At 70.0% G+C, this 23674-nt stretch carries 24 protein-coding genes; 9 read left to right on the top strand and 15 right to left on the bottom strand.

Features of this window, described 5'->3' with window-relative positions; all coding sequences use genetic code 11:
* Positions 1 to 8: 8 nt before the first annotated feature.
* Positions 9 to 464, bottom strand: coding sequence for an HIT family protein (locus tag HJ588_RS13970; protein ID WP_171156580.1), 456 nt, complete (start codon positions 462 to 464; stop codon positions 9 to 11).
* Between the two features lie 90 nt (positions 465 to 554).
* On the opposite strand from HJ588_RS13970, the gene HJ588_RS13965 reads away from it, so the two are divergent.
* Complete coding sequence (locus tag HJ588_RS13965) at positions 555 to 956, top strand: SRPBCC family protein (protein ID WP_171156578.1); 402 nt, start codon at positions 555 to 557, stop codon at positions 954 to 956.
* Here the strand turns inward: HJ588_RS13965 and HJ588_RS13960 are convergent.
* The 8 genes from HJ588_RS13960 to HJ588_RS13925 all read right to left on the bottom strand — a co-directional run bounded on the left by HJ588_RS13960 (position 953) and on the right by HJ588_RS13925 (position 9062).
* The gene (locus HJ588_RS13960; RefSeq protein ID WP_171156576.1) at positions 953 to 1831 is read right to left on the bottom strand and encodes an ABC transporter permease; all 879 of its coding nucleotides are present in this window, start codon (positions 1829 to 1831) and stop codon (positions 953 to 955) included. The two genes, HJ588_RS13965 and HJ588_RS13960, sit on opposite strands and share 4 nt — an antisense overlap.
* On the bottom strand, positions 1818 to 2600 hold the full coding sequence (locus tag HJ588_RS13955) for an ABC transporter ATP-binding protein (RefSeq protein WP_171156574.1): 783 nt from the start codon (positions 2598 to 2600) through the stop codon (positions 1818 to 1820). The genes HJ588_RS13960 and HJ588_RS13955 overlap by 14 nt, the downstream gene beginning before the upstream one ends.
* Entirely contained in the window at positions 2597 to 3691 is a 1095-nt protein-coding gene (locus tag HJ588_RS13950; protein ID WP_171156572.1) for an ABC transporter substrate-binding protein, read from the bottom strand. The genes HJ588_RS13955 and HJ588_RS13950 overlap by 4 nt, the downstream gene beginning before the upstream one ends.
* A 17-nt stretch (positions 3692 to 3708) precedes the next feature.
* Positions 3709 to 5007: a sulfate adenylyltransferase subunit 1 gene (locus tag HJ588_RS13945; RefSeq protein WP_171156570.1), complete on the bottom strand. Its 1299-nt coding sequence runs from the start codon at positions 5005 to 5007 to the stop codon at positions 3709 to 3711.
* 2 nt (positions 5008 to 5009) lie between these two features.
* Positions 5010 to 5924, bottom strand: coding sequence for a sulfate adenylyltransferase subunit CysD (gene cysD / locus HJ588_RS13940; protein ID WP_171156568.1), 915 nt, complete (start codon positions 5922 to 5924; stop codon positions 5010 to 5012).
* Between the two features lie 182 nt (positions 5925 to 6106).
* Positions 6107 to 6655, bottom strand: a complete 549-nt coding sequence (gene cysC / locus HJ588_RS13935) for an adenylyl-sulfate kinase (protein ID WP_171156566.1) — start codon at positions 6653 to 6655, stop codon at positions 6107 to 6109.
* 68 nt (positions 6656 to 6723) lie between these two features.
* On the bottom strand, positions 6724 to 7416 hold the full coding sequence (locus HJ588_RS13930; protein ID WP_171156564.1) for a phosphoadenylyl-sulfate reductase: 693 nt from the start codon (positions 7414 to 7416) through the stop codon (positions 6724 to 6726).
* Complete coding sequence (locus HJ588_RS13925) at positions 7413 to 9062, bottom strand: nitrite/sulfite reductase (RefSeq protein ID WP_171156562.1); 1650 nt, start codon at positions 9060 to 9062, stop codon at positions 7413 to 7415. Before HJ588_RS13925 ends, HJ588_RS13930 begins: the two co-directional genes overlap by 4 nt.
* A 119-nt stretch (positions 9063 to 9181) precedes the next feature.
* Here HJ588_RS13925 and HJ588_RS13920 point away from each other — a divergent pair, with 119 nt between their 5' ends.
* The 3 genes from HJ588_RS13920 to HJ588_RS13910 are packed head-to-tail and all read left to right on the top strand — an operon-like array spanning position 9182 to position 11558.
* Positions 9182 to 10081, top strand: a complete 900-nt coding sequence (locus HJ588_RS13920) for a DUF4439 domain-containing protein (RefSeq protein ID WP_171156559.1) — start codon at positions 9182 to 9184, stop codon at positions 10079 to 10081.
* Positions 10078 to 11007, top strand: coding sequence for an aminoglycoside phosphotransferase family protein (locus HJ588_RS13915; protein WP_171156557.1), 930 nt, complete (start codon positions 10078 to 10080; stop codon positions 11005 to 11007). Before HJ588_RS13920 ends, HJ588_RS13915 begins: the two co-directional genes overlap by 4 nt.
* Positions 11004 to 11558 (top strand): GNAT family N-acetyltransferase, encoded by a 555-nt coding sequence (locus HJ588_RS13910; RefSeq protein WP_212755940.1) that lies wholly within the window; start codon positions 11004 to 11006, stop codon positions 11556 to 11558. The genes HJ588_RS13915 and HJ588_RS13910 overlap by 4 nt, the downstream gene beginning before the upstream one ends.
* Here HJ588_RS13910 and HJ588_RS13905 read toward each other — a convergent pair.
* Positions 11552 to 12073: a mycothiol transferase gene (locus HJ588_RS13905; protein WP_212755938.1), complete on the bottom strand. Its 522-nt coding sequence runs from the start codon at positions 12071 to 12073 to the stop codon at positions 11552 to 11554. The two genes, HJ588_RS13910 and HJ588_RS13905, sit on opposite strands and share 7 nt — an antisense overlap.
* A gap of 129 nt (positions 12074 to 12202) precedes the next feature.
* Between HJ588_RS13905 and HJ588_RS13900 the strand changes: the two genes are divergently transcribed.
* Entirely contained in the window at positions 12203 to 13645 is a 1443-nt protein-coding gene (locus HJ588_RS13900) for an HNH endonuclease (protein WP_212755936.1), read from the top strand.
* Here the strand turns inward: HJ588_RS13900 and HJ588_RS13895 are convergent.
* The gene (locus tag HJ588_RS13895) at positions 13642 to 14418 is read right to left on the bottom strand and encodes a metallophosphoesterase family protein (RefSeq protein WP_171156551.1); all 777 of its coding nucleotides are present in this window, start codon (positions 14416 to 14418) and stop codon (positions 13642 to 13644) included. The genes HJ588_RS13900 and HJ588_RS13895 overlap by 4 nt on opposite strands.
* 113 nt (positions 14419 to 14531) lie before the next feature.
* On the opposite strand from HJ588_RS13895, the gene HJ588_RS13890 reads away from it, so the two are divergent.
* Together HJ588_RS13890 and HJ588_RS13885 are read left to right on the top strand one after the other, a co-directional pair.
* Positions 14532 to 15503 (top strand): phosphotriesterase family protein, encoded by a 972-nt coding sequence (locus tag HJ588_RS13890; protein ID WP_171156548.1) that lies wholly within the window; start codon positions 14532 to 14534, stop codon positions 15501 to 15503.
* Positions 15500 to 17047, top strand: a complete 1548-nt coding sequence (locus HJ588_RS13885) for a class I adenylate-forming enzyme family protein (RefSeq protein ID WP_171156546.1) — start codon at positions 15500 to 15502, stop codon at positions 17045 to 17047. Before HJ588_RS13890 ends, HJ588_RS13885 begins: the two co-directional genes overlap by 4 nt.
* Before the next feature lie 38 nt (positions 17048 to 17085).
* On the opposite strand, the gene HJ588_RS13880 is transcribed toward HJ588_RS13885, so the two are convergent.
* From HJ588_RS13880 to HJ588_RS13865, 4 genes are read right to left on the bottom strand one after another with little or no spacing between them, the layout of a single operon-like run.
* Complete coding sequence (locus HJ588_RS13880) at positions 17086 to 17850, bottom strand: DsbA family protein (RefSeq protein WP_171156544.1); 765 nt, start codon at positions 17848 to 17850, stop codon at positions 17086 to 17088.
* Positions 17851 to 17892: 42 nt separating this feature from the next.
* Positions 17893 to 18402, bottom strand: a complete 510-nt coding sequence (locus HJ588_RS13875) for a MauE/DoxX family redox-associated membrane protein (protein WP_212755934.1) — start codon at positions 18400 to 18402, stop codon at positions 17893 to 17895.
* A gap of 45 nt (positions 18403 to 18447) precedes the next feature.
* The gene (locus tag HJ588_RS13870; RefSeq protein ID WP_343036731.1) at positions 18448 to 19155 is read right to left on the bottom strand and encodes an HAD family hydrolase; all 708 of its coding nucleotides are present in this window, start codon (positions 19153 to 19155) and stop codon (positions 18448 to 18450) included.
* The gene (locus HJ588_RS13865) at positions 19152 to 20936 is read right to left on the bottom strand and encodes a proline--tRNA ligase (protein WP_343036730.1); all 1785 of its coding nucleotides are present in this window, start codon (positions 20934 to 20936) and stop codon (positions 19152 to 19154) included. The genes HJ588_RS13870 and HJ588_RS13865 overlap by 4 nt, the downstream gene beginning before the upstream one ends.
* 252 nt (positions 20937 to 21188) lie before the next feature.
* Between HJ588_RS13865 and HJ588_RS20055 the strand changes: the two genes are divergently transcribed.
* Together HJ588_RS20055 and HJ588_RS13855 are read left to right on the top strand one after the other, a co-directional pair.
* The gene (locus tag HJ588_RS20055; RefSeq protein WP_171156542.1) at positions 21189 to 22349 is read left to right on the top strand and encodes an imelysin family protein; all 1161 of its coding nucleotides are present in this window, start codon (positions 21189 to 21191) and stop codon (positions 22347 to 22349) included.
* Positions 22346 to 23644, top strand: a complete 1299-nt coding sequence (locus HJ588_RS13855; RefSeq protein WP_171156540.1) for a Dyp-type peroxidase — start codon at positions 22346 to 22348, stop codon at positions 23642 to 23644. The genes HJ588_RS20055 and HJ588_RS13855 overlap by 4 nt, the downstream gene beginning before the upstream one ends.
* Positions 23645 to 23674 lie beyond the last annotated feature (30 nt).

Raw genomic sequence — 23674 nt, 5'->3', positions numbered from 1 at the left:
GAGCGGCCTCATGGCAACGCCGCCCGGATGCGCGCCGCGAGCGCGTCGCGGTCGGACTCGGTGAACCAGTCGGCCTCGTCGTCGGCGAGGAAGCTGAACACCCGCGGCCCCTTCGCCTCGGGCGGGTGGTCGGCCGCCCGCGGCACCACGTGCACGTGCAGGTGGCTGTAGCCCTCGGCCTCGGCGAACTGCATCAGGTAGACCTTCACGCACCCGGTCACCTCCTCGAGCGCACGGCTCAGCCGGTGCAACAGGCCGCCGAGCTCGGCCGCCGCCTCCTCGCTCAGCTCGGCGTATGACGTGACGTGCCGCGCCGGCACCACCACCAGCCAGCCCGGCAGCGTGCTGTTGAACGCCAGGGCCGCCCGCCAGTGGTCGGTGTGCACGACGTCCTCCCGCGCGGGAATCCGCTCCATCGCCTGGATGTCGCAGGAGTAGCAGCCGGGCACCAGATCAGCGGTCATGGGCGGATAGTAGATGCGGTCGCCGACATGCCCGGCGACCGCATCTGCTCGACATGCTCGACCCGCTGGACCACAGCCAAGGAGCGCCCGATGACCAGTTGTTCGCTCGACCGACGGATCGCCCTCCCGCCCGGCGAGGTGTGGGAGCTCTGGACGACCCCCGCCGGACTCGCGACCTGGTGGTGGCCGCAACTGCCCGACACGTCATACGAGATCGAGGCGGGGGTGGGCGGGCGCTACCGCTTCGAGTCGGCGGCGGCCGGCATCGGCGCGACCGGTGAATTCACCCGGGTGGACCGGCCGCACGCGCTCGACTTCAGCTGGATCTGGCTCGGCGGTGCGGGCCCGGCCGCGCCGGACACCGTGCGGGTGCGGTTCAGCCCGGACGGCGACGGCACCCGCATCGCGCTTACCCACGAGCTCGCTGCCGACACCGACCCGGCGGACCTGCGGCAGGGCTGGAGTGACGTGCTCGACCGGCTGGCGGGTTAGAGCCCGCTCGCGGCGAGGCCGCGGTCGCGCAGGACCTTGCGTTCGATCGGCGCGAAGACGCAGAGCTCGACGACCACGCCGACGACCAGGATCAGGAAGATGCTGCTGATGACCGACGGCATGTCGAGCAGCTCGCGGCCGTTCTCCAGCAGCTGACCGAGGCCGGTGCCGAGGTCGGGACTGGCGACGATGACCTCCGCGGCCATCAGCGACCGCCAGGAGAAGGCCCACCCCTGCTTCAACCCGGTGAGGTATGTCGGCAGCGCCGCCGGGAGCAGCACCTTGCGGATGAGCTGCAGCCGTCCCGCCCCGAGGACCACGCCGGCCTTGCGCAGCAGCGGCGGTGTCTGGTCGAGGCCACCGATCAGGCCGTTGGCGATCGACGGCACGGCGCCCATCAGGATCACGAAGTAGATCGTGCCCGGGCTGAGGCCGAACCACATGATCGCGAACGGCACCCAGGCGACCGACGGCAGCGACTGCAGCGCCGACAGGATCGGCCGAAAACCCTTGCGCAGCAAGGAGAATTGCCCGACGAGTACGCCGAGGACGGTGCCGAGCACGACCGCGATGACGAAGCCGAGGATCGCGCGGCTGAGGCTGGTCCAGACGGCTCCGAGGGCGGTGCCGTTGGTGATCGAGTGCCAGAGCGACTGCCCGACAGTGGCCGGTGAGGGCAGCGTCGACTCGGGCTTCCAGGCCGTCCACCAGACGAAGTGCCAGATGCCGATGAACGCGGCGAGCACCAGGATCGGCGCGACGATCGCGGTCCAGTCGATGCGCCGCCGGCGCGGGGGCGCCTGCTCGAGCGCGTCGAGACCGTCGCTGACGCTGGAGAGTTCGGGGCGGTCCTCGACCAGATCAGGCTGCGGCATGGCGGCTGATCTCCTGGCGCAGGGCAGCGGTGATCTCGGCGGAGAGTGCGCCGACGCCGGGGTCCTCGATCGTGCGCGGCTGGGAGAGTTCGACGTCCCAGGTGCGCAGCACCCGGCCGGGCCGCGACGAGAGCAGCACGACGCGTTGTCCGAGCCGCACCGCCTCCCGGACGTTGTGGGTCACGAAGACGACGCTCATCCCGGTGCGCTGCCAGAGATCGGCAAGCTCCTCGTGCAGCACGTCGCGGGTGATCGCGTCGAGCGCGGCGAACGGCTCGTCCATCAGCAACAGGTCGGCGCCCTGGCCGAGGCTGCGGGCCAGCGCGATGCGCTGCCGCTGGCCGCCGGAGAGCTCGTGCACCCGGCGCTCGCCGGCGGAGCCGAGACGGACGAGCGTGAGGAGTTCCTGCACGCGGTCCGCGCGCTGCTTGCGCGGCACCCCGGCCAGTTTGAGGGCGAGCTCGATGTTGCCGGCCGCGGTCAGCCACGGGAAGAGCGCGGACTCCTGGAACATCAGCGCCGGCTGCGACGACGTCTCGACCGTGCCGCTGGTCGGCTTGTCGAGACCGGCCAGCAGTTGCAGCAGGGTGCTCTTGCCGCAGCCGGATGCGCCCAGCACGGTGACGAACTCCCCCGGCGCGACGTCGAGGTCGATGCCGTCGAGCGCCGTCACGCCCTGGTTGCCCTGACTGAAGACCTTCGTCACGCCACGCACGGTCGCGCGGGGCGAAGCCTGCGTCTGCGGGGAACGTTCGTCGACCAGGGTCATGAGCCACTCCTCTTGCCGAGCCCTGCATCCGAAACTGGTTGCAGACCTTGGGCTTTCAACACGTTGTTGAGCGGGGTCAGGTCGTAGATGCCGGCCAGGTCGGGCTTCTTGAGCAGACCCACCGCCACTGCGTGCTCGGCGGTCTGCTGCAGGCTCGCGGCATACGGGTCCCAGCCGACCTGCACGTTGCCGAGCGCCTTTGCCGCCACACCCTTCGGCAGGTGCTTGCCCGTCAGCTTGGCGAGCGCGCCGTCCAGCTGCGTCGCCGATCCGGCCGGGTCCTTCTTGATCTGCTGGACGGTCTGCACCTGTGCCTTGAGCAGAGCCTCGACCGTCTGCGGGTGCTCCTTGAGGAACGTCGTGGAGACCAGCAGGTTGGTGGTGACGAACTGCCCGCCGGGCCACTGGGACTTCTCGTCGACCAGTGTCTTGGCGCCGGCCTGCACCTGCAGACGGGTCGCCCACGGCTCGGGCAGCCAGCCGCCGTCGATCTGACCCTGCTGGAAGAGCTGCAGGGTCTGGGCGTTCTGCTGCGCGACGACCTTGACGTTCTTGGGTCCGGAGCCGTTGACGGTGAAGCCGTTCTTCTTCAGAAAGTACTTCAGCGCGATGTCCTGGGTGCCGCCCAATTGCGGTGTGGCCAGGGTCTTTCCGGCCAGCTGGGACACGCTGGTGATGCCAGGTTTGACGACGAGTGACGCCCCGCCGGAGGCACCACCGGCGATCAGGCGGACGCCGTCGCCCTTGGTCTTGACGTAGGCGTTGATCGCCGGGTTGGGGCCGAGGTAGACCGCGTCGATCGACCCGGCGAGCAGGGCCTCGGTGGCGGCCGGCCCGGCGTTGAACGTCTGGGTCTTGAGGGCGGTGGAGCCGAGGTCCTTCTGATAGACGCCGTCGGCGACACCGAGGACGGGCACGGCGTGCGTGATGTTCGGGAAGTAGCCGAGCCTCAGGGTCGAGGCGGCGCTGGTGGTGCTCGGGGTCTGGTTGTCGGCAGCGGTGGCCCTGCGGGAGCAGCCGCTGAGCGACGCGATCGCGAGCGCAGCGATGACGGGCACGGCGAGCACGGTCGCCGAGCGATTGCGGTTCATGGGAAGTCCTCGGGGGATCAGGGAGTGGTGAGCGCGCCGAGGTCGGCGCCGGTCAGTCCGGCCGCGAGCGTCGCGCCGGTGTCGGGGTCGATGACGACGAAGGCACCGGTGGCCCGGTGGTCGGCGTAGTCGTCGACCGCGACGGGTTCGGCGAGTTGCACAGACACCCGGCCGATGTCGTTGAGTTGCAAGGGTGCCGACGAGTCCTGCCAACAGAGTTCGTCGACATTCCAGACGCCTTGGGTCACGCCGAGCATCGCCCGGGTGGTCTTGGTCCCGGCCTTGACCAGCACTCGCTGCCGCGGGGTGGGCGGCCGCTCGTCGAGCCAGGTGAGGACGGCGTCGAGTTGCTGGGTGGTGCGGATCGGCACGGTGGTGGCGAGCACCTCGCCGCGGGCGACGTCGAGCTCGTCGGCCAGCCGCACGGTGACCGAGTCACCGACGGTCGCGCGGCTCTGCTCGCCGGTGGCGCCGTCGATGCCGACGACCACCGAACTGGATCCGCTCGGGTATGCCGTGACCGTGTCGCCGACGTTGAGCGAGCCAGACGCGACACGACCGGCCAGGCCCCGGTAGTCGGGGTGCTCCGTGGTGCGCGGGCGGATCACCAATTGCACTGGCAGCCGGAAGGGTTCGTCGACGTCGGCGATGCGGGTCGGCAACTCCTCGAGCACGCTGAGCAATGACAGCCCGGCATACCAGTCCGGGCCGGGGGCGGCGACGTTCTCGCCGGTGAGTGCGCTGATCGGCAGGATCTCCGGCGTGGACAGCCCGACTCGGGCGGCGACGTCGCGCACGTCGTCGGCGACCTGCGCGAACCGCTCCTCCGACCAGTCGACGGCGTCCATCTTGTTGATCGCGAAGACCACGTGCGGGACGCGCAGCAGCGACAGCACGGCCGCGTGGCGGCGGGTCTGCGCGGAGACTCCGCCCCGCACGTCGACCAGCACGACGGCTGCGTCGGCGGTGGACGCACCGGTCACGGTGTTGCGGGTGTACTGCACGTGCCCGGGAGTGTCGGCGAGCACGAAGCTGCGCCGCGGGGTCGCGAAGTAGCGGTAGGCGACATCGATGGTGATGCCCTGCTCGCGCTCGGCACGCAGGCCGTCGGTGAGCAGCGCGAGGTCGATCTCGGTGGCGCCGCGGCCCTGACTGGCATGCAGCGTCGCCTCGAACTGGTCGGCGAGGATCGACTTGGTGTCGTGCAGCAGGCGGCCGACGAGGGTGGACTTGCCGTCGTCGACGGAGCCGGCGATGACCAGCCGCAGCTGGTCACGCGAGGCGACGTCGGTGGCGGTGCTCTCGGTGATCGTCATGTTTAGAAGTAGCCTTCCCGCTTGCGGTCTTCCATGGCCGCCTCGGAGAGCCGGTCGTCGGCGCGGGTGGCGCCGCGCTCGGTGAGGGTGCTGACCGAGATCTCCTCGATGACCTCGGCGATGGTGCCGGCAGAGCTCTCGACGGCACCGGTGCACGAGCCGTCACCCACGGTGCGGTAGCGAACACTGAGCGTTTGCAGCGTTTCCGAGCCGCGCGGGCCGCCCCACGGGCCGGGCGTGAGCCACATGCCGTCGCGCTGGAAGACGGGTCGCTCGTGGGCGTAGTAGATGCTCGGCAGGGCGACGTTCTCGGCCGCGATGTAGCGCCATACGTCGAGCTCGGTCCAGTTGGAGATCGGGAAGACCCGGGTGTGTTCGCCGGGAGCGTGCCGTCCGTTGTAGATGCGCCACAGCTCGGGGCGCTGCTTGCGCGGGTCCCAGCTGCCGAACGCGTCGCGCACCGAGAAGATGCGCTCCTTGGCCCGGGCCCGGTCCTCGTCGCGGCGGGCGCCGCCGAGGAGGGCGTCGAAGCGCTGCTCGGCGATCGTGTCGAGCAGCGGCACGGTCTGCAGCGGATTGCGCGTGCCGTCGGGGCGCTCGGTGAGCCGGCCGTCGGCCAGCCACTTCTCGACCTCGGCGACGACCAGCCGGTGACCGCCTTCGGCAACGACCTGGTCGCGGAAGTCGAGCACCTCGGGCAGGTTGTGGCCGGTGTCGACGTGCAGCAGCGTGATCGGCAGCGGTGCCGGCCAGACGGCCTTACGGGCCAGGTGCAGCAGCACCGCGGAGTCCTTGCCACCGCTGAACAGCAGTGCGGGACGGTCGAATTCGGCGACCACCTCGCGGATGATCTCGATCGCCTCGGCTTCGAGCTCGCGCAGCGACACGTCGGTCGCGGTGGGGATGACGGTGGTCATGCGGGGTCCCTTCGAAGTATCCGGAGGAGCGAAGCGGGGGAGGAACTTCGTGGGATGCTCATGCGGGGTCCCTTCGAAGTATCCGGAGGAGCGAAGCGGGGGAGGAACTTCGTGGGATGCTCATGCGGGGTCCCTTCGAAGTATCCGGAGGAGCGGAGCGGGGGAGGAACGTCGTGGGGTGCTCACGCGGACTCCTGGAGGTCGGGCAGCAGCCCGCGGATGCGGGCGACTGCTGCGGGCACGGCAACCTGGGCGGTGTCGATGGTGAGGTCGGGTGCGGCCGGCGGCTCGTAGGGGTCGTCCACACCGGTCAGGCCGGTCAGCTCACCGGAGGCTGACTTGGCGTAGAGGCCCTTGACGTCACGTCGGCGGCACTCCTCCAGGGAGGTGGCGACATACACCTCGCGATAGGGGGTGCCGTGCGCCTCGTGGTGGGCACGCACCCGGTCGCGGGCGTCGGCATACGGCGCGATGACCGGCACGATCACGGTGACGCCGTGCCGGGCCAGCAGCTCCGCGACGAACCCGACACGCGTGACGTGCGTCGTACGGTCCTCCCGCGAAAACCCAAGTCCGGCAGACAGATTGGTGCGCACCTCGTCACCGTCGAGGATCTGCACCCGCTCCCCCGCCTCGGCGAGTTCGGCGGCCAGCGCCTCCGCGATCGTCGACTTCCCGGCGCCGGACAGCCCGGTCAGCCAGATGGTCGTCCCCGCACCTACCCCGCGCATGCCTTCTGTCGCGCCTCTGTCCCTCGCTGCGGGCCTCACTGCGTTCGTGTCCTCGCTCGGGTCGGCGCTCACAGGTGAATCCCGCACTCGGTTTTCTCACTGCCCGACCAACGTCCGGCGCGCGCATCCTCGCCGGCGAGCACGCGACGGGTGCACGGAGCGCAGCCGATCGACGGATAGCCCTGGGAGAGCAGCGGATTGGAGATCAGGTCGTGCTCGGCGATGTACGCCGCAACGTGCTCGTCGGTCCACGCGGCCAGTGGGGCGAGCTTGATCTTGTCGCGACGGTCGTCGTAACTGACCGTCGCGGTGTTGCGACGGCTCTCGGACTCCGCACGGCGTAAACCCGTTGCCCACGCGTCGTATTCGTCGAGTGCCTCGTCCAATGGCTGGGTCTTGCGCAGCGCGCAGCACAGGTCGGGGTCCCGCTCGTGCAGGGCGACGCCGTAGTCGGCGTCCTGCTCGGCGACGGTCTGCCGAGGCGTCAGGTTGCGCACCGTGACCCGGTAGCGCTCAGCGACGCGATCGCGAGTCTGCAAGGTCTCGGCGAAGTGGTAGCCGGTGTCGAGGAAGAGCACGTCGACTCCGGGCAGGACGGTGCTGGCCAGGTGGATCAGCACGGTGTCCTGCATGGAGCCGGCCACGGCGAGCCGCAACCCGGAGTCGACCGCCCACTGCAGCACCTCCCGCGCGGACGCGTCACCGACCTCGCGCACGCCCTGCTCGGCGAGGTCGCGCAGCTGGGTGTCGGTGAGCGTCATCGCAACGCCTCCTCGTCGGCGCGCACGGCCCACTCGGAGAAGGTCTCGCCCTCGGCGTGCCCGGCGACGTAGTTGCGGGTCACCCGCTCGATGTAGTCGTCGAGCTCGGCCGAGGTGACCTTGTGGCCACGCAGCTTGCGGCCGAAGTCGGCCTCCTGGCCGAGGCGTCCGCCCAGGTGCACCTGGAAGCCCTCCACCTGGTTGCCGTCGTCGTCGGTGACGATCTGACCCTTGAGACCGATGTCCGCGACCTGGATGCGGGCGCACGAGTTGGCGCAGCCGTTGAGGTGCACCGAGATCGGGTTGTCCGGCGAGATGTCGGCGAGGCGGCGCTCCAGCTCCGGCAGCAGGGAGTGGGCGCGTTCCTTGGTCTCGACGATCGCGAGCTTGCAGTATTCGACGCCGGTGCACGCCATAATCGTGCGCCGCCACGGCGTCGGATTGGCGCTCAGACCAACGGCATCCAGCGTCTCGACGAGTTCGTCGACGGCGTCGTCGCGCACATCGGCCACGATCAACTTCTGGTATGGCGTCAGCCGGACGCGCTGCGAACCGGCCGCTTCGGCAGCATCGGCGACCGCCTCCAGCTTGGAGCCGCTGAGCCGGCCGGCGACCGCGGTCAGGCCGACGTACTTGCCGCCGCCCCGCTGGTCGTGGACGCCGACATGGTCCATCGTCGCCCGCGGCTTGACCGCAGCGGGACCGTCCGGAAGGGGCGCCTTGAGGTATTCGGTCTCCAGCACCTGCCGGAACTTCTCGGTGCCCCAGTCGGCGACCAGAAACTTCATCCGCGCCTTGTTGCGCGACCGGCGGTAGCCGTAGTCGCGGAAGATGCGCACCACCGACACCCAGACCTCCGGCACCTGCTCGAGCGTGACGAAGACGCCGAGCCGCTCGGCGAGGAACGGGTTGGTCGAGAGGCCACCGCCGACGAGCAGGTCGAAGCCGGGCCCGAGCTCAGGGTGCTGGACCCCGACGAACGACACGTCGTTGATCTCGGGCGCCGCGTCCGGCAGCCAGGCGATGGAGCTCTTGAACTTGCGCGGAAGGTTGGACAGATCGGGGTCGCCGACATACTGGCGGTTGATCTCCTCGATCGCGGGCGTCACGTCGAGCACCTCGTCGACGCTCAACCCGGCCACCGGCGATCCCATCACCACGCGGGTGCAGTCGCCGCAGGCCTCGGTGGTCTCCAGGCCGACCGCCTCCAGGCGCCGCCAGATCTCCGGGACGTTCTCGATCTCGATCCAGTGGAACTGGACGTTTTCCCGGTCGGTGAGGTCGGCGGTGTCGCGGCCGAACTCCTGCGAGATGCCGGCGATCACGCGCAGCTGCTCGGTGGTGAGCTGACCGCCGTCGATGCGCACCCGCATCATGAAATAGGGCGCCTCGAGCTCCTCCGGGGACAGGGTCGCGGTGCGTCCGCCCGGGATGCCTTCGCGGCGCTGGGTGTAGAGGCCCCACCAGCGCATCCGGCCGCGCAGGTCGGTCGGGTCGATCGAGGCGAATCCCTCACGGGCATAGGTGTCCTCGATGCGCGCGCGCACGCTGAGGCCGTCGTCCTCCTGCTTGAAGACCTCGTTGGGGTTCAGCGGCTCACGCTCGCCGAGTGCCCACTGGCCATTGCTTCTGGTCGCCACCGACATAACTTTGCATTTTGGAAAGGTGTCGGTCAAATAATGATGCGGCGTTCTCAGCGGGCGAGACGGTGGCAACACCGGGACGCGGTCGGGCGATCAGGGGCGCCCATGACAAGATCAGGCGCATGCCAGACCGGGGAGACGGCGCGATGCTGCGGCGCCGAGCGCTGCTGACCGGTGCCGCGGGTGCCAGTCTGCTGACAATCACCGGTTGCGGCATCCGGTTGGAGCGTGACGCTCCTCACATCCCGGGCCTCAAGACCGCCGGCCCGCCCGCGGACCAGGCCGCTCTGCAGGGGCTGCTCGACCGGGCGTCCGCGGCTCGGGCGGCAGCCACCGCCGACAAATCCGCGTGGGGGCCGAGACTTTCCGCCATACACGGGCAGCAGGCGACGCGGCTGACCGAGGTGATGGCGACGCAGGGTATGACGGCACGCACCGGCTCGGCAGCCCCGGCCGGGACCGGCCTGCTCGCGACCGAACAGGCCGGCGCCGCAGCGCTGGCGTCGGTGGCGTCGGTGACGGCTTCGAACCTGCCGATGGCGGTCGCCGTGGTGGTGTCGCAGGCCGCCGCGTGCCGGGTGCTCGGCAAACCCGCACAGTTCGCCGGGCGGGTGCTGCCGGAGCAGAAGGTCCTGCTCGGGGTGCTGCCCTCGCTGCGGACCGCGACGTACGGCTTCGAGGTGCTGGCCGCCAAGACGCCGGTGAAGGACCGCAAGGACGCGGCCGCGGCGCTGAAGATCATTGCCGCGACCCGTGCCGCGTGGGAGGCCGCCGCCGGGACCGCCGCTCCGGTCGAGCCGCCGGGTTACGCCCTGCCCGTGCAGCCGACGACTCCGGACAACCGGCGGGCGCTCGCACGACGGCTGCTCACCGACGTCGCGTCCGCCGCGGCCAGCCAGGTCACCGACGTGCGAGGCCGTGCGCCGCAACTGGGCGGGCTCGCGCAGGTCTGGTCCGACGCGGTCGGCCTGGCGTGGCAGTGGGGAGTGGCGCCGACCGCCTTCCCCAGGCTCTCGTCGTGAGCGAACCTGCCGACCTGACCGACTTCGGCACGGCGGTGCCGGACGACTTCCGGGACGCGCTGGCCGGCCGCCCCGGCGCACCGGACCTGACGGGTGACGACTGGCTGCGCGGACTGCCGCGCACCATGGCCGAACTCGCCCACCGCTGGGACCTCGTGGCCGACGGGCCGGTGTGGCACGGCGTGTGCGCGGTGGTGGTGCCGTGCCACCGCGCCGGCGAGCCGGTGGTGCTCAAGGTCAGCTGGCCGCACTCCGAGGCGAGACTGGAGCACCTTGCCCTGCGGGAGTGGGGCGGCCGGGGCGCGGTGCGGCTGCTTGCCGCCGACCCGGCGCACTGGGCGATGCTGCTCGAACCGCTCTCCCACGATCGCGACCTCACCTCCATCGGGTTGCTCGAGGCGTGCGAGGAGATCGGCGGGCTCTTCCGGCAGCTCGACCGGCCGGCGTCGCCGCAGTTCGATCTGCTGAGCGCACAGACGGATCGGTGGATCGCGCAGTGCCGCAAGGGTTCTCCGCTCGTCCCGCGCCGGATGACCGACCAGGCCGCCGGGATGATGACCGACCTGCGGGAGGGCTGCGACGGCCGGTTGATCCACCAGGATCTGCACTTCGAGAACGTGCTGGCCGCCGAACGGGCGCCCTGGCTCGCGATCGACCCCAAGCCGCTGTCGGGCGAGTGGACGTTCGCGGTCGCGCCAGTGCTCTGGAACCGGTGGGACGAGGCGGCTGCGTCATACAGCTTGAGGACGCAGCTGCGGCTGCGACTGGGGCTCGTCGCCGAAGCCGCTGGCATCGACGAATCTCGCGCTCTCGCATGGAGTTTCGTGCGCCTGGTGTGCAACGCCGTGTGGGAGGCGGCCGAGTCCGAGCCCGATCAGCACATGCTGTCGGTCTTCGTTACGGCGGCGAAGGCGATGCTGGAGTGAGCGCGCTGCCTTATCCGGAGCCGGCTCTGACCGATGGTCGGATCGGCATACGCCGTTGGTCAGAGGGTGACGTCGACTGCGTCCGGGAGGCGTCGTCGGATCCGCGGATCGTCGACGGCACAACGGTGCCAACGGCATTCACGCACGACGACGGACTTGCCTTCATCCGCCGCCAGTGGAGCCGCGCCGAGTCAGGCACGGGAGTTGCGCAGGCGATTGTCGACGCAACGACCGACGTGGCGGTCGGCTTGGTTGCGGTGACGCTGCGACCACAGCCAGGCGTCGCAGGTCTGGGCTACTGGGTCGTGCCGTCGGCGCGAGGGCGTGGCGCCGCCGCGGCCGCGGTGCGACTGGTGACGCCGTGGGCGCTGAATTCGCTTGGGCTGCAACGACTTGAGGCATGGGTGGTGCCCCAAAACATCGCGTCACAGCGCGTGCTGCGTGGCGCCGGCTATCTGGAGGAGGGCCGCCTGCGCAGCTTCCTCACGTCCGGCGGCAAGGTCTCCGATGCCCTGGTGTTCTCGGTGATTTCGTCGCGCGAGGCTCAGTAGTAGCCCTTGGCTCCGTCCAGGCGTTCACGGATGATGTCCAGGTGACCCGCGTGCCGCGCGGTCTCCTCCAGCATGTGCAGCACCATCCAGCGCACGGAAGCATCACCGACGGAATGGATTGCGGTGGAACCGGTTCCGTCCAGTCCGACCCGCTCGATCGCCGCATCCGACCGATCGGCTTCCTCGGCATACTCGGCAAGAAGCTGGGCCAGCGGGATCCCGTCCACTCGGAACTCTGCGTCCTCGACGCCGTCATCTTCCGGGCGGAAGCCACGCCCCACGCCTGTCTCGCCGAGCAGCACTTCACGGAACCAGAGTTCTTCGGCCCAGCGCAGGTGTGACACGACGCCGGCCACCGTCATCAGCGGCGACGTCGGCATGAGGCTGCGGTGCGCGTCCGCGTCACTCAGACCCGCGCACTTGGTCAGCACGATGCCGCGCTGCAGGCGGAACCAGCCCATCAGCTGGTCGGATTCGGTGGCGTTCCTCGGCGGGCGTTCGTGGGTGATGCTCACGAGGAAAGGCTACTGCCGCGGTGGCTTGCTCGCCCTGTGGATATCGCGGCTGCCACATGAGGGATGTGGATAACACTGGTCGGCGAAAACTGTTGTGGTGCAGCATGATTCAGCGCTATGGTCGAACACGTGAACGAAGTCAAAGGGACCCAGGGCGCACGCCGGTCAGCCGGCCGTGCCCGGCGTGACTCCCTCAGCACCGACACGGTGCGTGCCTTCCACGACCGGCTCGACGTGCCGCTTCCCGAGGGTGATGACAGCGAGCCGCTGCTGGCCGAGCTGCGCGCCCTCGAAGAACTGAAGAACGCGATCAGTGCCCGGCAGGCACGACTCACCGTGGCGGTGCGCGAGCACCAACGAAGCCGCGACCGGGCCCGCGACCTCAAGTCCGCGGACACCGAGCGACTCGTCGGCTCCCAGGTCGCACTCGCCCGCCGCTGCAGCCCGCATCTCGGCTCCCGCCTGCTCGACCTGGCGCACGCGCTGGTCGACCAACTCCCCCACACGCTCTCCGCGCTGCAGGCCGGCGTCATCACCGAGTGGCACGCCACCCTGATCGCCCGCGAAACCGCCGGCCTCGCCCGCGACCAGCGCATCGCGGTCGACGAGTTGCTGCGCGACGACCTCGGCACCGTCTCGCAGGCGCGCCTGGCCGCACTCGCCCGACAGCACGCCTACCACGCCGACCCGGCCGCGATCGTCGCCCGTCGCGCCCGCGCCGAAACCGGTCGACGTGTCACCCTCCGCCCCGCCCCGGACTGCATCGCGTTGCTGACCGCTCTGCTACCCGTCACCGACGGCTTGGCCTGCTACGCCGCCCTCACCGCCGCGGCGGGCTCCGACGGCACCGACCGCACCCGCGGGCAGGTGATGGCCGACACCCTCACCGACCGCGTCACCGGGCGTGATGCCGCCGACCACAGTCCCATCGGCCTGCAGGTCGAGTTGCTCATGCCGCTGGACACCCTGACCGGCGACACACCCGCGCACCTTCCGGGCTACGGCCCCATCCCGGCCGACCTCGCCCGCGAACTCGTCCTGGACGCGGACAACACTGATGATGCAGGGCGACCCGATAATCCGGCGGTGGATCCGGGCACGTCGGTCGGTGACCCACCACACCGCCCGGGCCGGAAGGACCGTCTGCGGATCCGCCGCCTGTTCACCTATCCCGGCACCGGCGACCTGATCGACATGGAGTCGCGCTCCCGCGCCTACCCCGGGCTTCTGGCGAAGCTGATCCGGCTGCGCGACCAGACCTGCCGCACGCCCTGGTGCGACGCCCCGATCGCGCACATCGACCACATCACGCCGCACACCGCCGGCGGCCCCACCAGCGAGCGCAACGGCACCGGCCTCTGCGCACGCTGCAACTACGCCAAGGAACACCCCGACCTCACGGTCACCGGCGATGCCGCCGAAACGATCACCACCACAGGCGGATTGAGCGCAACCAGTCGCCCGCCGGCACCACCCGGACACCCGCCACCGACCACGTCACGCATGGAACGACAACTCATCGAGCTCAGTCGGCGTTGGGTCGCGCAGGTCAAGGCGCAGGAGAGCAGCTAGCTCGCGTTCCAGTCGGCGGGACGGCCGTCCCGGCCCGCAAAGGCGAGCACCGCGTCGACATCGGACGGCGGGTTGAGCACATACTCCTCCACCCATGCCGTCACGCCAGGAAAGACGCTGTCCGCAATCACGTGCGCGGCCACCGCTCGAGGATCGATGACCGCCGAACGCAGCTGAATACCCTTGGCGTCCAACAACGCCCACGGGATGCCGGTGCTGCCGTAGTGCATGCCGATGCTGCCACTGTTCACCACCCACCGTCGGTCGACCAGCCGGGCAAACGGCATGTGCGTGTGCCCACAGCACACCACCCGCACCTCGTCCGGGACGTCCGCCAGCACCTCGGCCCACCGTGCCGGCCGGGTGTCGACCAGCACCACCTCGTCATCGTCCCGAGGACTGCCGTGGCAGAACATCACCGCGCCCACCCCCGCGAGCTCGAGCACCACCGGATGAGGCAGGCCCCCCAGCAGCTCGACGTATGACGAAGGCAGCTGCCCGGCCGCCCACCAGTCGACCTCGGTCGTCCCCTCGGGAGGCGTCCCGCCCCGCGCGATCGTCACCAGGTCGCGGTCGGCGTTGCCCCGCACCAGCACGCCCCGCTCCCCCAGGGCCACCAGGGCATCGAGCACCTGCGTCGGTTGCGGCCCGGCCGCGAGGTCGCCGGTCACCACCACCAGATCGGCAGCCTGCACCTCCAGCTCGGCAAGCACCGCACGCAGGCACGGCTCGACCCCGTGCGTGTCACTCAGCACCGCGATCCGATCGACCATGCACCTACTATGCCGACGATTGCCGGCGACACCGGGCCGCTCCGCCATACATAGGCTGGCTACGGGCGTAGTGTCGGGCGCAGCGACCACCCGACAACGACGACGGGAGCAACATGGCAACGGTGCAGACGGTGCGCGGACCGGTCGACGTCGACGCGCTCGGCCAGACGCTGATGCACGAACACGTCTTCGTGCTCAACGAGGAATACCGGCTCAACTACCCCGACCACTGGGACGAGGAGACCCGGGTCCGCGACGCCGTCGACCGGCTGCGCGCGCTCAAGGCCGTCGGTGTCGACACCATCGTCGATCCCACCGTGCTCGGTCTCGGCCGCGACATCCGGCGCATCATGCGAGTCAACGCCGAGGTCGACCTCAACATCATCGCGGCGACCGGCCTCTACACCTACAACGAGCTGCCGTTCGTCTTCTCGCTCACCGGGCCGGGCACCATGCTCGGCGGTGACGAACCCATGACACCGCTCTTCGTCCGGGACCTCACCGAGGGCATCGCCGACACCGGGGTGAAGGCGGCCTTCCTCAAGTGTGCGGTCGAGGAGCAGGGCGTCACGCCCGGGGTGCTCCGGGTGCTGCACGCCGTCGCCGACGCCCATCGGCAGACCGGCGCCCCGATCACCGTGCACACCAACGCAATTCACCACCGCGGCCTGGAGGTCCAGGAGATCTTCCGCGAGCAGGGCGTCGATCTCACCAAGGTCGTCATCGGGCACAGTGGGGACTCGACCGGCCTCGACTACCTGCAACGCCTCATCGACGGTGGCAGCTACGTCGGCATGGACCGGTTCGGTCTCAACATCCTGCTGCCCTTCGAGGACCGCGTGCGCACTGTCGCACGCCTCGTCGAGCGCGGCCTCGCCGAGCGCATCGTCCTGGCACAGGACGCGTCCTGCTACATCGACTGGTTCCCGCCGGGCCTGCCCGCTCAGCTGCAGCCGCAATGGAAGTACACCCACATCCACGACGACGTGCTGCCGGCACTGCGCGAGCAAGGCGTCACCGAGGAGCAGATCGACACCATGCTTGTCACCAACCCGCGCACCTACTTCACCCCCGACGCCGTATGACGCACGCACAGCTCCACATCCTGCCTCCTCCGCCGGGCCGTCAGGCCGACCTCACCGGAGTGGTCCGCGACGACTCCGGCGCGGCGCACTACGCCCACCTCCCGGCCTCGATGACCACGCTGCTGGCCGAGCGCGCCCGCACGCAGCCGGACGACGAGGCCGTCGTCGAGCTCGACGCCGACCGGCTCACCTTCGCCCAGCTGTGGGACCGCGCTTCCCGCGTCGCCGGCGGATTGCGCGATGCCGGACTGCGCCCGGGCGACCGCGCCGCGATCACGCTGCCGGCCGGCGCGGACTGGACCGTCGCCCTCTGGGGCTGCTTCCTCGCCGGGGTGATCGCGGTCCCGGTCAACACCCGCTTCGCCGCACCCGAGATCGAGCACGTCCTGCAGGACAGCGGCGCCGCTTTCGTCTTCGCGCCGGATCACCCTCTGCCGCAAGGCGATCCGTGGCACACCGACAGCAACCTGACCGACGTCGCCGCGATCTTCTACACCTCCGGCACCACCGGTCGCCCCAAGGGCGCGATGACCACCCACGAGGCGTTCCTGAGCAACTGCGAGAGCACCGCCAACCGCGGCTCGGCGCAACATCCGCCGGTCATCGGCACCGCCTACCGCACGCTCATCACGGTCCCGCTCTTCCACGTCACCGGCTGCAACTCGCAACTGCTGGCCGCCACCTACGTCGGCGGCACGGCCGTCATCATGCCAACCCTCGATCTGGCCCGTATGGCGAAAGCCCTTGGCGACGAACGCATTTCCAATCTCACGACAGTGCCCGCGATCTACGCGATGCTCCTCGGCCACGAGAGCTTCGCCGACGCCGACGTCTCGACGGTCCAGCGTTGCGGCTACGGCGGGGCACCGATGCCGCCGGCCCTGCTGCGACGGATCCGGGAGGCCTTCCCGAAGGCCGCCCTCGGCAACGGCTACGGCATGACCGAGACGGCGGCCCTCGCGACGTCACTGCCCGACGAGGACGCCGACGCACACCCCGACTCGGTCGGCTACCCGACCGCGGTCGTCGATTACGCGCTCTACCACCCGGATCCGGTCACCGGCATCGGCGAGTTGCTGATGCGTGGGCCCAACATCACGGTCGGCTACTGGAACGACCCGGCCAAGACCGAGGCTGCCTTCGTCGACGGCTGGCTGCGCTCCGGCGACATGGCTCGCATCGACGAGGACGGCCGGGTCTACATCGTCGACCGCGCGAAAGACATGATTAACCGCGGCGGCGAGAACGTCTACTGCGTCGAGGTCGAGAACGCCCTCGCCGGCGCACCGGGGGTGGCCGAGTCCGCTGTGGTCGGCGTCCCCAATGAGCGCCTCGGTGAGGCGGTCGGTGCTGTGCTCGTGCCCCGCCCCGGCACCACCATCGACCCGGAGGCGGTGACGGCATACCTCGCGACGCGGATCGCGGATTTCAAGGTGCCGCAATACATTGCGATACGCCACGAGCCGCTCCCCCGCAACCCCGGCGGCAAGATCCTCAAGGGAGGCCTGCGCACCGGGATCGACTGGGGCGAGCGGCTGCGTTGAGCGGGGCGACTGCCGGGTGACCGGCCGGCCGCCTGCTCCTACTTGCCGGTCTCCTTCTTCAGGACCGCGTCGAAGGAGCCCGGCTGCTGCAGCAGCTGGGTGTATTCCGGCGAGGAGTTGCTGACGGCCTTGCCGTTGAACTTGATCGTCGGGGTGCCGGTGACGCCGTCCTTGCCGGCGTTCTCGGCGGTCTTGGCGACGTAGTCCTTGTACTTGTTGTCGTCGACGCACTTGTTGAAGGTGTCGAGCGCGCCGCCGCTGATGCCGGCCTCCTTGCCGAACTTCTTGATGTCGGCCACCGAGTAGCCGGCGCCTTCCTTGGCGGGCTGGCCGGCGAAGTTCGCCGCGTGGTACTCGGCGGTCTTGCCCGCGTCGGCCGCGCAGTAGAGCCCGTTGGCCGCGATCGCCGACGCCGGCGCGTTCTGCAGGTTGTCCTGCAGGAAGGTCATCAGGTGCCAGACCAGCTTGATGTCGCCCGACTTCGCCTTGGCCATGATCTGCTCGCCGTTGGCCTTCTCGAGGTCGTTGCAGATCGGGCACTGGAAGTCCTCGTAGAGGTCGACCGTCGGCGCGCCCGGCTTCAGCGTCACGTTGGGATAGGCGACCAGACCCTTGGCGTCGCTGGTGCCGCCCTTGGGGGCCCCACCCGAGTAGGTGCTGCTCTTGCCCGCCTGATTGACGAAGACGGCGGCGACGACGCCGATCACGAGGACGACGGCGACGATCGAGGCGATCAGCCCCTTCGACGGCCCGTCCTTGGGCTTGGACGCGGCGAGCTTCTGCGAGGCATCAGGGCGTGGCATGGGGGTCACCCTAACCGGCGAGGCTAAGAACTCCGCACCGGCTCAGCCCCACAGGGCGCGGTCCACGCTGAGCTTGGTGCGCGGCCAGATGACCAGCCACACAGCGCAGAGGAGCAGGCCGACGTCGCGCAGGATGTCCCACTTGTAGGCCGACATCGTGGGCAGCTTGCCGTTGCTGCCGAAGCAGCCGCACTGGATGATGATGCCGCGCGACCACACCGACGCGATGCCGATGATGAACGCGATCATCAGCAGCCCGCCGAGCACCGCGGTCATCCGGGTGAGCAGCCCGATGATGAGCAGCACGCCGAGCAGGATCTCCAGGAACGGCATGAACGTGCCCCAGATATTCGCCACGTCATACGGCAGGATCTGGAAGGCCCGGGTGTCCATGCGGGTCGTCTCGAGCTGCCGCGCCTTGAGCACACCGGCGACCAGGTAGGTGATGCCGAGGATGAGACGTGCGGCGACGCCGATCCACTCGGTCACCGGGTGGGAGTGCCACCGGGCCGTGCTGGGCGTGCGGGACGAAGCGTCAATCTGCGAGGCCACGGCGGACAGGGTAGATCACCGGGCTGTATGCCGAGGCGCGTCGCGCTACGCGCCCTGCCAGCCGTCCACGATCGCCAGGATCTCCAGCAACTCGTGCGCAACGGCGTCGGGCTGCGCCTCGGTCGCCACCACCTGCGCCTCCGGCAGCACCGAGTGCGGGATCCAGATCGCGCGCATGCCGACCTGCTGCGGGCCGTGCACGTCCTCGAAGAGCCGGTCCCCGACATACACGCAGCGGGCGGGGTCGGTCCCGACCGCATCGGCCGCCGCGCGGAATGCGGACGCGTGCGGTTTCACCCACGGGATCTCGCTGGAGTAGACGTCGCCGTCGATCAGGTCGAGCACACCGTCACGCTCGAAGATGCCGCGATGGTAGTCGCGGTCCCAGATCGTGTTGGACAGCACCCCCACGCGAATCCCCTTGGCGCGCAACCCTTCCCACAGTGGCCGCACCTGCGGGTCGGTCAGCGTGTGCGGCTCCCAGAAGTCCCGGTATGCCGCGAGCCCCGCCCGGTGCGCGTCCCCGGCGACGTCCGCACCCGCGGCGACGAGGATCTCCTCGACGCGTGCGCTGCTGTGCTGCTCACGGGCGCGCGCCCAGGACGCGGTCGCCTCCTCCAGGAAGCGCGCGGCGAGCTCGCGGTCGCCGTACGCCGCGGCATACGACATCGCCTCCGCCTCGAAGTCGATGTCGTGCCAGGGCGTGAGGGTGCCGCCCCAGTCGAAGATGACGGCCTCGATCGGAGCGCTCACAGCACCGCCTCGGCGTCCTCCTGCGGAGCGATCTCCCGGGCCACCTCGGCGACGATGCCGTCGACCGGCACCTCGCGGCGGTCGCCGGAGCGGCGGTCCTTGATCTCGACCTTGCCGTCCGCGAGGCCCTTGCCGACCACCACGATCGTCGGCACCCCGATGAGCTCGGCGTCCTTGAACTTCACGCCCGGCGACACCTTGCGCCGGTCGTCGAAGAGCACCTCGATGCCGGCGGCCTCCAGCCCCGCGACGATCTCCTCGGCCTTGACGAAGACTTCCTCGTCCTTGCCGGTGGCGACCAGGTGGACGTCGGCCGGGGCGACGTTGCGCGGCCAGATCAGGCCGATGTCGTCGAGGTTGTCCTCGGCGATCGCACCGACCGCGCGGGTGACGCCCACGCCGTAGGAGCCCATGGTGACGGTGACGAGTTTGCCGTTCTCGTCGAGCACCTTGAGGCCGAGCGTCTCGGCATACTTGGTGCCGAGCTGGAAGATGTGGCCCATCTCGATGCCGCGGTCCAGCCGCAGCGGTCCGTGGCCACTCGGCGAGGCGTCGCCGTCGCGGATCTCCGCGGCCTGGATGGTGCCGTCGGCGGTGAAGTCGCGGCCGTGCACTAGGTCGAGCACGTGCTTGCCCGACTCGTCGGCGCCGGTCACCCACGCCGAGCCGACCGCCACGGAGGGGTCGAGCAGGTAGCGGATCTTGCTTGCCTTCTCCTCCCCCAGCACGCCCGGGCCGATGTAGCCCTTGGCGAGCATCGGGTATGCCGCAAAGTCCTTCTCCTCGAAGGCCGCGACCTCGGCCGGAGCGACCTTGACCTCCAGGCGCTTGGCGTCGACCTCGCGGTCGCCGGGCAGACCGATCGCGAGCGGCTCGCGGGTGCCGTCGGGGTGCACGAGCATCACGATGACGTTCTTCAGGGTGTCGGCGGCGGTCCACGCCCGCCCGTCGGCGCGCGGGTGGTCCTTGTTGAGCGCGGCCACCAGCGTGTCGATCGTCGGGGTGTCGGGGGTGTCCTCGACGTGGGCCGGCCCGGCGGTCACCTCGACCTCGGGCGCGGGCGGCACCTCCACGGCCTCCACGTTGGCGGCGTAACCGGAGGCGTCGCGCGCGAAGGTGTCCTCACCGTGCGGGCTGACCGCGAGGAACTCCTCGGACGCCGACCCGCCCATTGCGCCCGAATCCGCTTGCACGATCACGTATTCGAAGCCGAGCCGGTTGAAGATGCGGATGTAGGCCTCGCGGTGCGCGTCGTATGCCTTCTGCAGACCGGCCTGGTCGACATCGAAGGAGTAGGAGTCCTTCATGATGAACTCCCGGCCGCGCAGCACACCGGCCCGCGGACGCGCCTCGTCGCGGTACTTGTTCTGGATCTGGTAGAGCGCGAGGGGGAAGTCCTTGTAGGAGGAGTACATGTCCTTGACCGCGAGGCAAAACATCTCCTCGTGCGTGGGGCCGAGCAGCATGTCGGCGTCCTTGCGGTCCTTGAGCCGGAAGAGGTTGTCGCCGTACTCGGTCCACCGGCCGGTGGCGTCGTAGGGCTCGCGCGGCAGCAGTGCCGGGAACTTCACCTCCTGGCTGCCGATGCGGTTCATCTCCTCGCGCACGATGTTCTCGACCTTGGACAGCACCCGCATGCCGAGCGGCAGCCAGGTGTAGATGCCCGGCGCGACCCGCCGCACGTAGCCGGCCCGGACGAGCAGCTTGTGACCCGGCAGTTCCGCATCGGCCGGGTCCTCGCGCAGGGTTCGCAGGAACAGGGTCGACATGCGCAGGGCCACGGGGAGCTCCTCAGGGCGTTTCGGTGTTTGAGGGATTTCGGGGTATGACGACGCCGGCCGCACCGGCCGGACGCCCGCACAGAATATCGGCCCGGCCCCGGGTGCCGAGCACGCCGATCCTGAACGCCACCTGAGTGCAAGCCTGGGAAGACCCTGGTAATTCGGCGACGCGGGGGTGAACTCCCGGCCAGCAGTTGCCAATTCCCATCAACGACAGGACATTCGGCCGGTTCGGCTCCCTACGGTGTGCGGGTGCCCCGAGGGAAGATCCGTGCGCTCGCTGCTGCCGTCGCGGCGGTGACTGCGCTCGCCGCGTGCTCCGGGCACCGCGACTCCGCCGCCTCGTCGCGGGCGAAGCCGCCACCGACGGTGCAGGCCTCGCGCAGTCACTGCGGCGCGGGCTGGAGCGGCGCGCAGGCGGGCATCGTGCGCCTCGACGTGCGCAACACCGACGTCAATGCCGCGGAGGTCTACATCGCCGACGCCGAGGGGAAGCTCTACGGCGAGATCGACCCGCTCGGGCCGGGCGCGACCGCGACGCTGACCGCCGACCTCGCCGCCGGGGACTACCACCTGCGGTGTTCGGTCAACGACGGCGATCCGGTCAACGGCCCGACCGTGCGGGTGACCGGTGCGGGCGGCGGCGGCACGGGCGTCCGGCCGGTGACCTCCGCCGACCTGGTGCCCGCCGTCATCGCCTACCAGAAGTGGGTGCGCGGCCGGCTCACCATGCTGCAGTCCCAGACCGACGTGCTGGCGCGGCGACTGGGGTCCGGCGACCGCGCAGGCGCACAGGCCGCTTGGCGGACCGCCGACCACACCTGGCACACGATGGGCGGCGCCTACGGTGCGTTCGGCGCCACCGGCGAGGCGATCGACGGCGACGCGCACGGGCTGCCCAAGGGTGTCATCGACCCGGCCTGGACCGGCCTGCTGCGCATCGAATACGGGCTCTGGCACGGGGAATCCACGACGTCTCTCAGCGCGCTCGGCAACCGGTTGCGGACCGACCTTGGCCGGTTGGCAGGCGAGCTGGCGAGCACGCAGTTCCAGCCGGTCGACGTCGTCAAACGAGCCCATGAGATCAGCGAGGACACCTTGCAGGAGACACTCACCGGCAACCACGACTACGGCGCCCACGTGCAGCTCGACGAGGCGCTCGCCGAGCTCGATGGCACCACGCAGGTGCTCGCGAGCCTTCGTCCGCTGCTCGCGCCCCGTTACGCCGGACTCGCCCAGGTGGATGCCTTGATCACCAAGTCTGCCAAGGACATTCGGGCCCAGCGCGGCTGGCAGGCACCGGCGCAAGGCGCCGCCCCGTCCGCCGGACACGCCCTTGTCGACTCCGACATCGCGCAGCTCGCCGAGTTGCTGGCGCCGGTGCCGACGAGGCTGGAGCCGAGGGTCGCATGAGTGAGGGCAGAGGCGCGACAGAAAACCTGAGCGCCGACCGAGCCGAGGACACGAACGCGGTGCGGACCGCGGGAGCTTCCACCCCAAGCCGGCGTCGCCTGCTGCAGGCGGGCACGTTCGCCGCGGGCGCAGGTGCGTTCGCGGCCGCGCTGCGGGCCGGCGGGTCGCCGTCACCGTCAGCTCCCGCCGCGTCGCAGCGTCGGGCGATCGCCGGCTTCCACGGCGCCCACCAGGGCGGCGTGCTCGGAAGCCCTTTGCCAGCAGCGACTTTCACCGCATTCGACCTCACTGTCACCGGCAGGTCCGAGCTGTCCGCGTTGCTGCACACTCTCACCGACACGCTCCGGGCGCAGACGGCCGGCGGCATACCGGCGCCGGTCGGCGTCACGACGACCGCCGGCACCGGCATCCTCGGGCCGGACGCGCCGGGCAACGCGCTCGAGTCGATCGTCGGGCTCGGATCCGGTGTGTTCACCGGCAGATTCGGCCTGCAGGGTGCGAAGCCGCGGCGGCTGCGACCGATGGACACCTTCGCCAACGACCAGCTCGACCCGGCCTGGTGCGGCGGTGACCTGCTGCTCACTCTCCAGAGCCACGAGCGCGACGTCGTGCTGAGCGCCCTGCGGGAGGTATGCCGGGCAACCCGCGGAGCCATGCAGATCCGTTGGAAACAGGATGCTTTCACCGCTCCCCCGCGCCCGAGCGGAGCACCGCGCAACCTGCTGGGCTTCAAGGACGGCATCGCCGGTCCGGACACCACCGACGACGCGCAGCTGCGGAAGCTGGTCTGGTCCGGCGCCGGCGAACCCGCATGGGCGGCCGGCGGCAGCTACTACGTGGTGCGTCGCATCCGGATGCTCGTGGAGTTCTGGGACCGGGTGTCGACCTCGGAGCAGGAGCGCATCTTCGGCCGCCGCAAGGACTCCGGGGCCCCGCTCACCGGTGGCACCGAGACGACCGCGCCCGACTACACCGACGACCCCAAGGGCGACGCGATCCCGCTCGACAGCCACATCCGGTCGGCCAACCCGCGCACCCCGCAGAGCGCCGACTCGCAGTTCCTGCGGCGCTCGTATTCGTATGACGCAGGCGTGGATTCGGTCGGCAACCTCGACATGGGGCTGATGTTCGGCGCCTTCAACAACGACCTCGACCGGCAGTTCGTCACCGTCCAGAAGCGGCTCGCCGACGAACCGCTCGCGGACTACATCACCCCGGTCGGCGGCGGCTACTTCTTCGCGCTGCCGGGGGTGCGCAACGCCCGAGACTTCTACGGCAGCGCCCTGCTGGCGTAGGACACCCAATCCCAGTCACACCCACACCAT

The sequence above is a fragment of the Flexivirga aerilata genome (assembly GCF_013002715.1).
Lineage (GTDB): Bacteria > Actinomycetota > Actinomycetes > Actinomycetales > Dermatophilaceae > Flexivirga > Flexivirga aerilata.
The sequence above is the reverse complement of the archived record's forward strand: the minus strand, read 5'-3'. Positions and strand labels throughout refer to the sequence as shown.

Bases quoted from the DNA above. Each gene is read 5' to 3' on its own strand.
- HJ588_RS13920 (WP_171156559.1), top strand. From the start codon at position 9,182: ATGCCAGACCGGGGAGACGGCGCGATGCTGCGGCGCCGAGCGCTGCTG.
- HJ588_RS13965 (WP_171156578.1), top strand. From the start codon at position 555: ATGACCAGTTGTTCGCTCGACCGACGGATCGCCCTCCCGCCCGGCGAG.
- HJ588_RS13970 (WP_171156580.1), bottom strand. From the start codon at position 464: ATGACCGCTGATCTGGTGCCCGGCTGCTACTCCTGCGACATCCAGGCG.
- HJ588_RS13895 (WP_171156551.1), bottom strand. From the start codon at position 14,418: ATGGTCGATCGGATCGCGGTGCTGAGTGACACGCACGGGGTCGAGCCG.
- HJ588_RS13855 (WP_171156540.1), top strand. From the start codon at position 22,346: ATGAGTGAGGGCAGAGGCGCGACAGAAAACCTGAGCGCCGACCGAGCC.
- HJ588_RS13955 (WP_171156574.1), bottom strand. From the start codon at position 2,600: ATGACCCTGGTCGACGAACGTTCCCCGCAGACGCAGGCTTCGCCCCGC.
- HJ588_RS13890 (WP_171156548.1), top strand. From the start codon at position 14,532: ATGGCAACGGTGCAGACGGTGCGCGGACCGGTCGACGTCGACGCGCTC.
- HJ588_RS13960 (WP_171156576.1), bottom strand. From the start codon at position 1,831: ATGCCGCAGCCTGATCTGGTCGAGGACCGCCCCGAACTCTCCAGCGTC.
- cysD (WP_171156568.1), bottom strand. From the start codon at position 5,924: ATGACCACCGTCATCCCCACCGCGACCGACGTGTCGCTGCGCGAGCTC.
- HJ588_RS13930 (WP_171156564.1), bottom strand. From the start codon at position 7,416: ATGACGCTCACCGACACCCAGCTGCGCGACCTCGCCGAGCAGGGCGTG.
- HJ588_RS13880 (WP_171156544.1), bottom strand. From the start codon at position 17,850: ATGCCACGCCCTGATGCCTCGCAGAAGCTCGCCGCGTCCAAGCCCAAG.
- HJ588_RS13925 (WP_171156562.1), bottom strand. From the start codon at position 9,062: ATGTCGGTGGCGACCAGAAGCAATGGCCAGTGGGCACTCGGCGAGCGT.
- HJ588_RS13950 (WP_171156572.1), bottom strand. From the start codon at position 3,691: ATGAACCGCAATCGCTCGGCGACCGTGCTCGCCGTGCCCGTCATCGCT.
- HJ588_RS13945 (WP_171156570.1), bottom strand. From the start codon at position 5,007: ATGACGATCACCGAGAGCACCGCCACCGACGTCGCCTCGCGTGACCAG.
- HJ588_RS13885 (WP_171156546.1), top strand. From the start codon at position 15,500: ATGACGCACGCACAGCTCCACATCCTGCCTCCTCCGCCGGGCCGTCAG.
- cysC (WP_171156566.1), bottom strand. From the start codon at position 6,655: ATGCGCGGGGTAGGTGCGGGGACGACCATCTGGCTGACCGGGCTGTCC.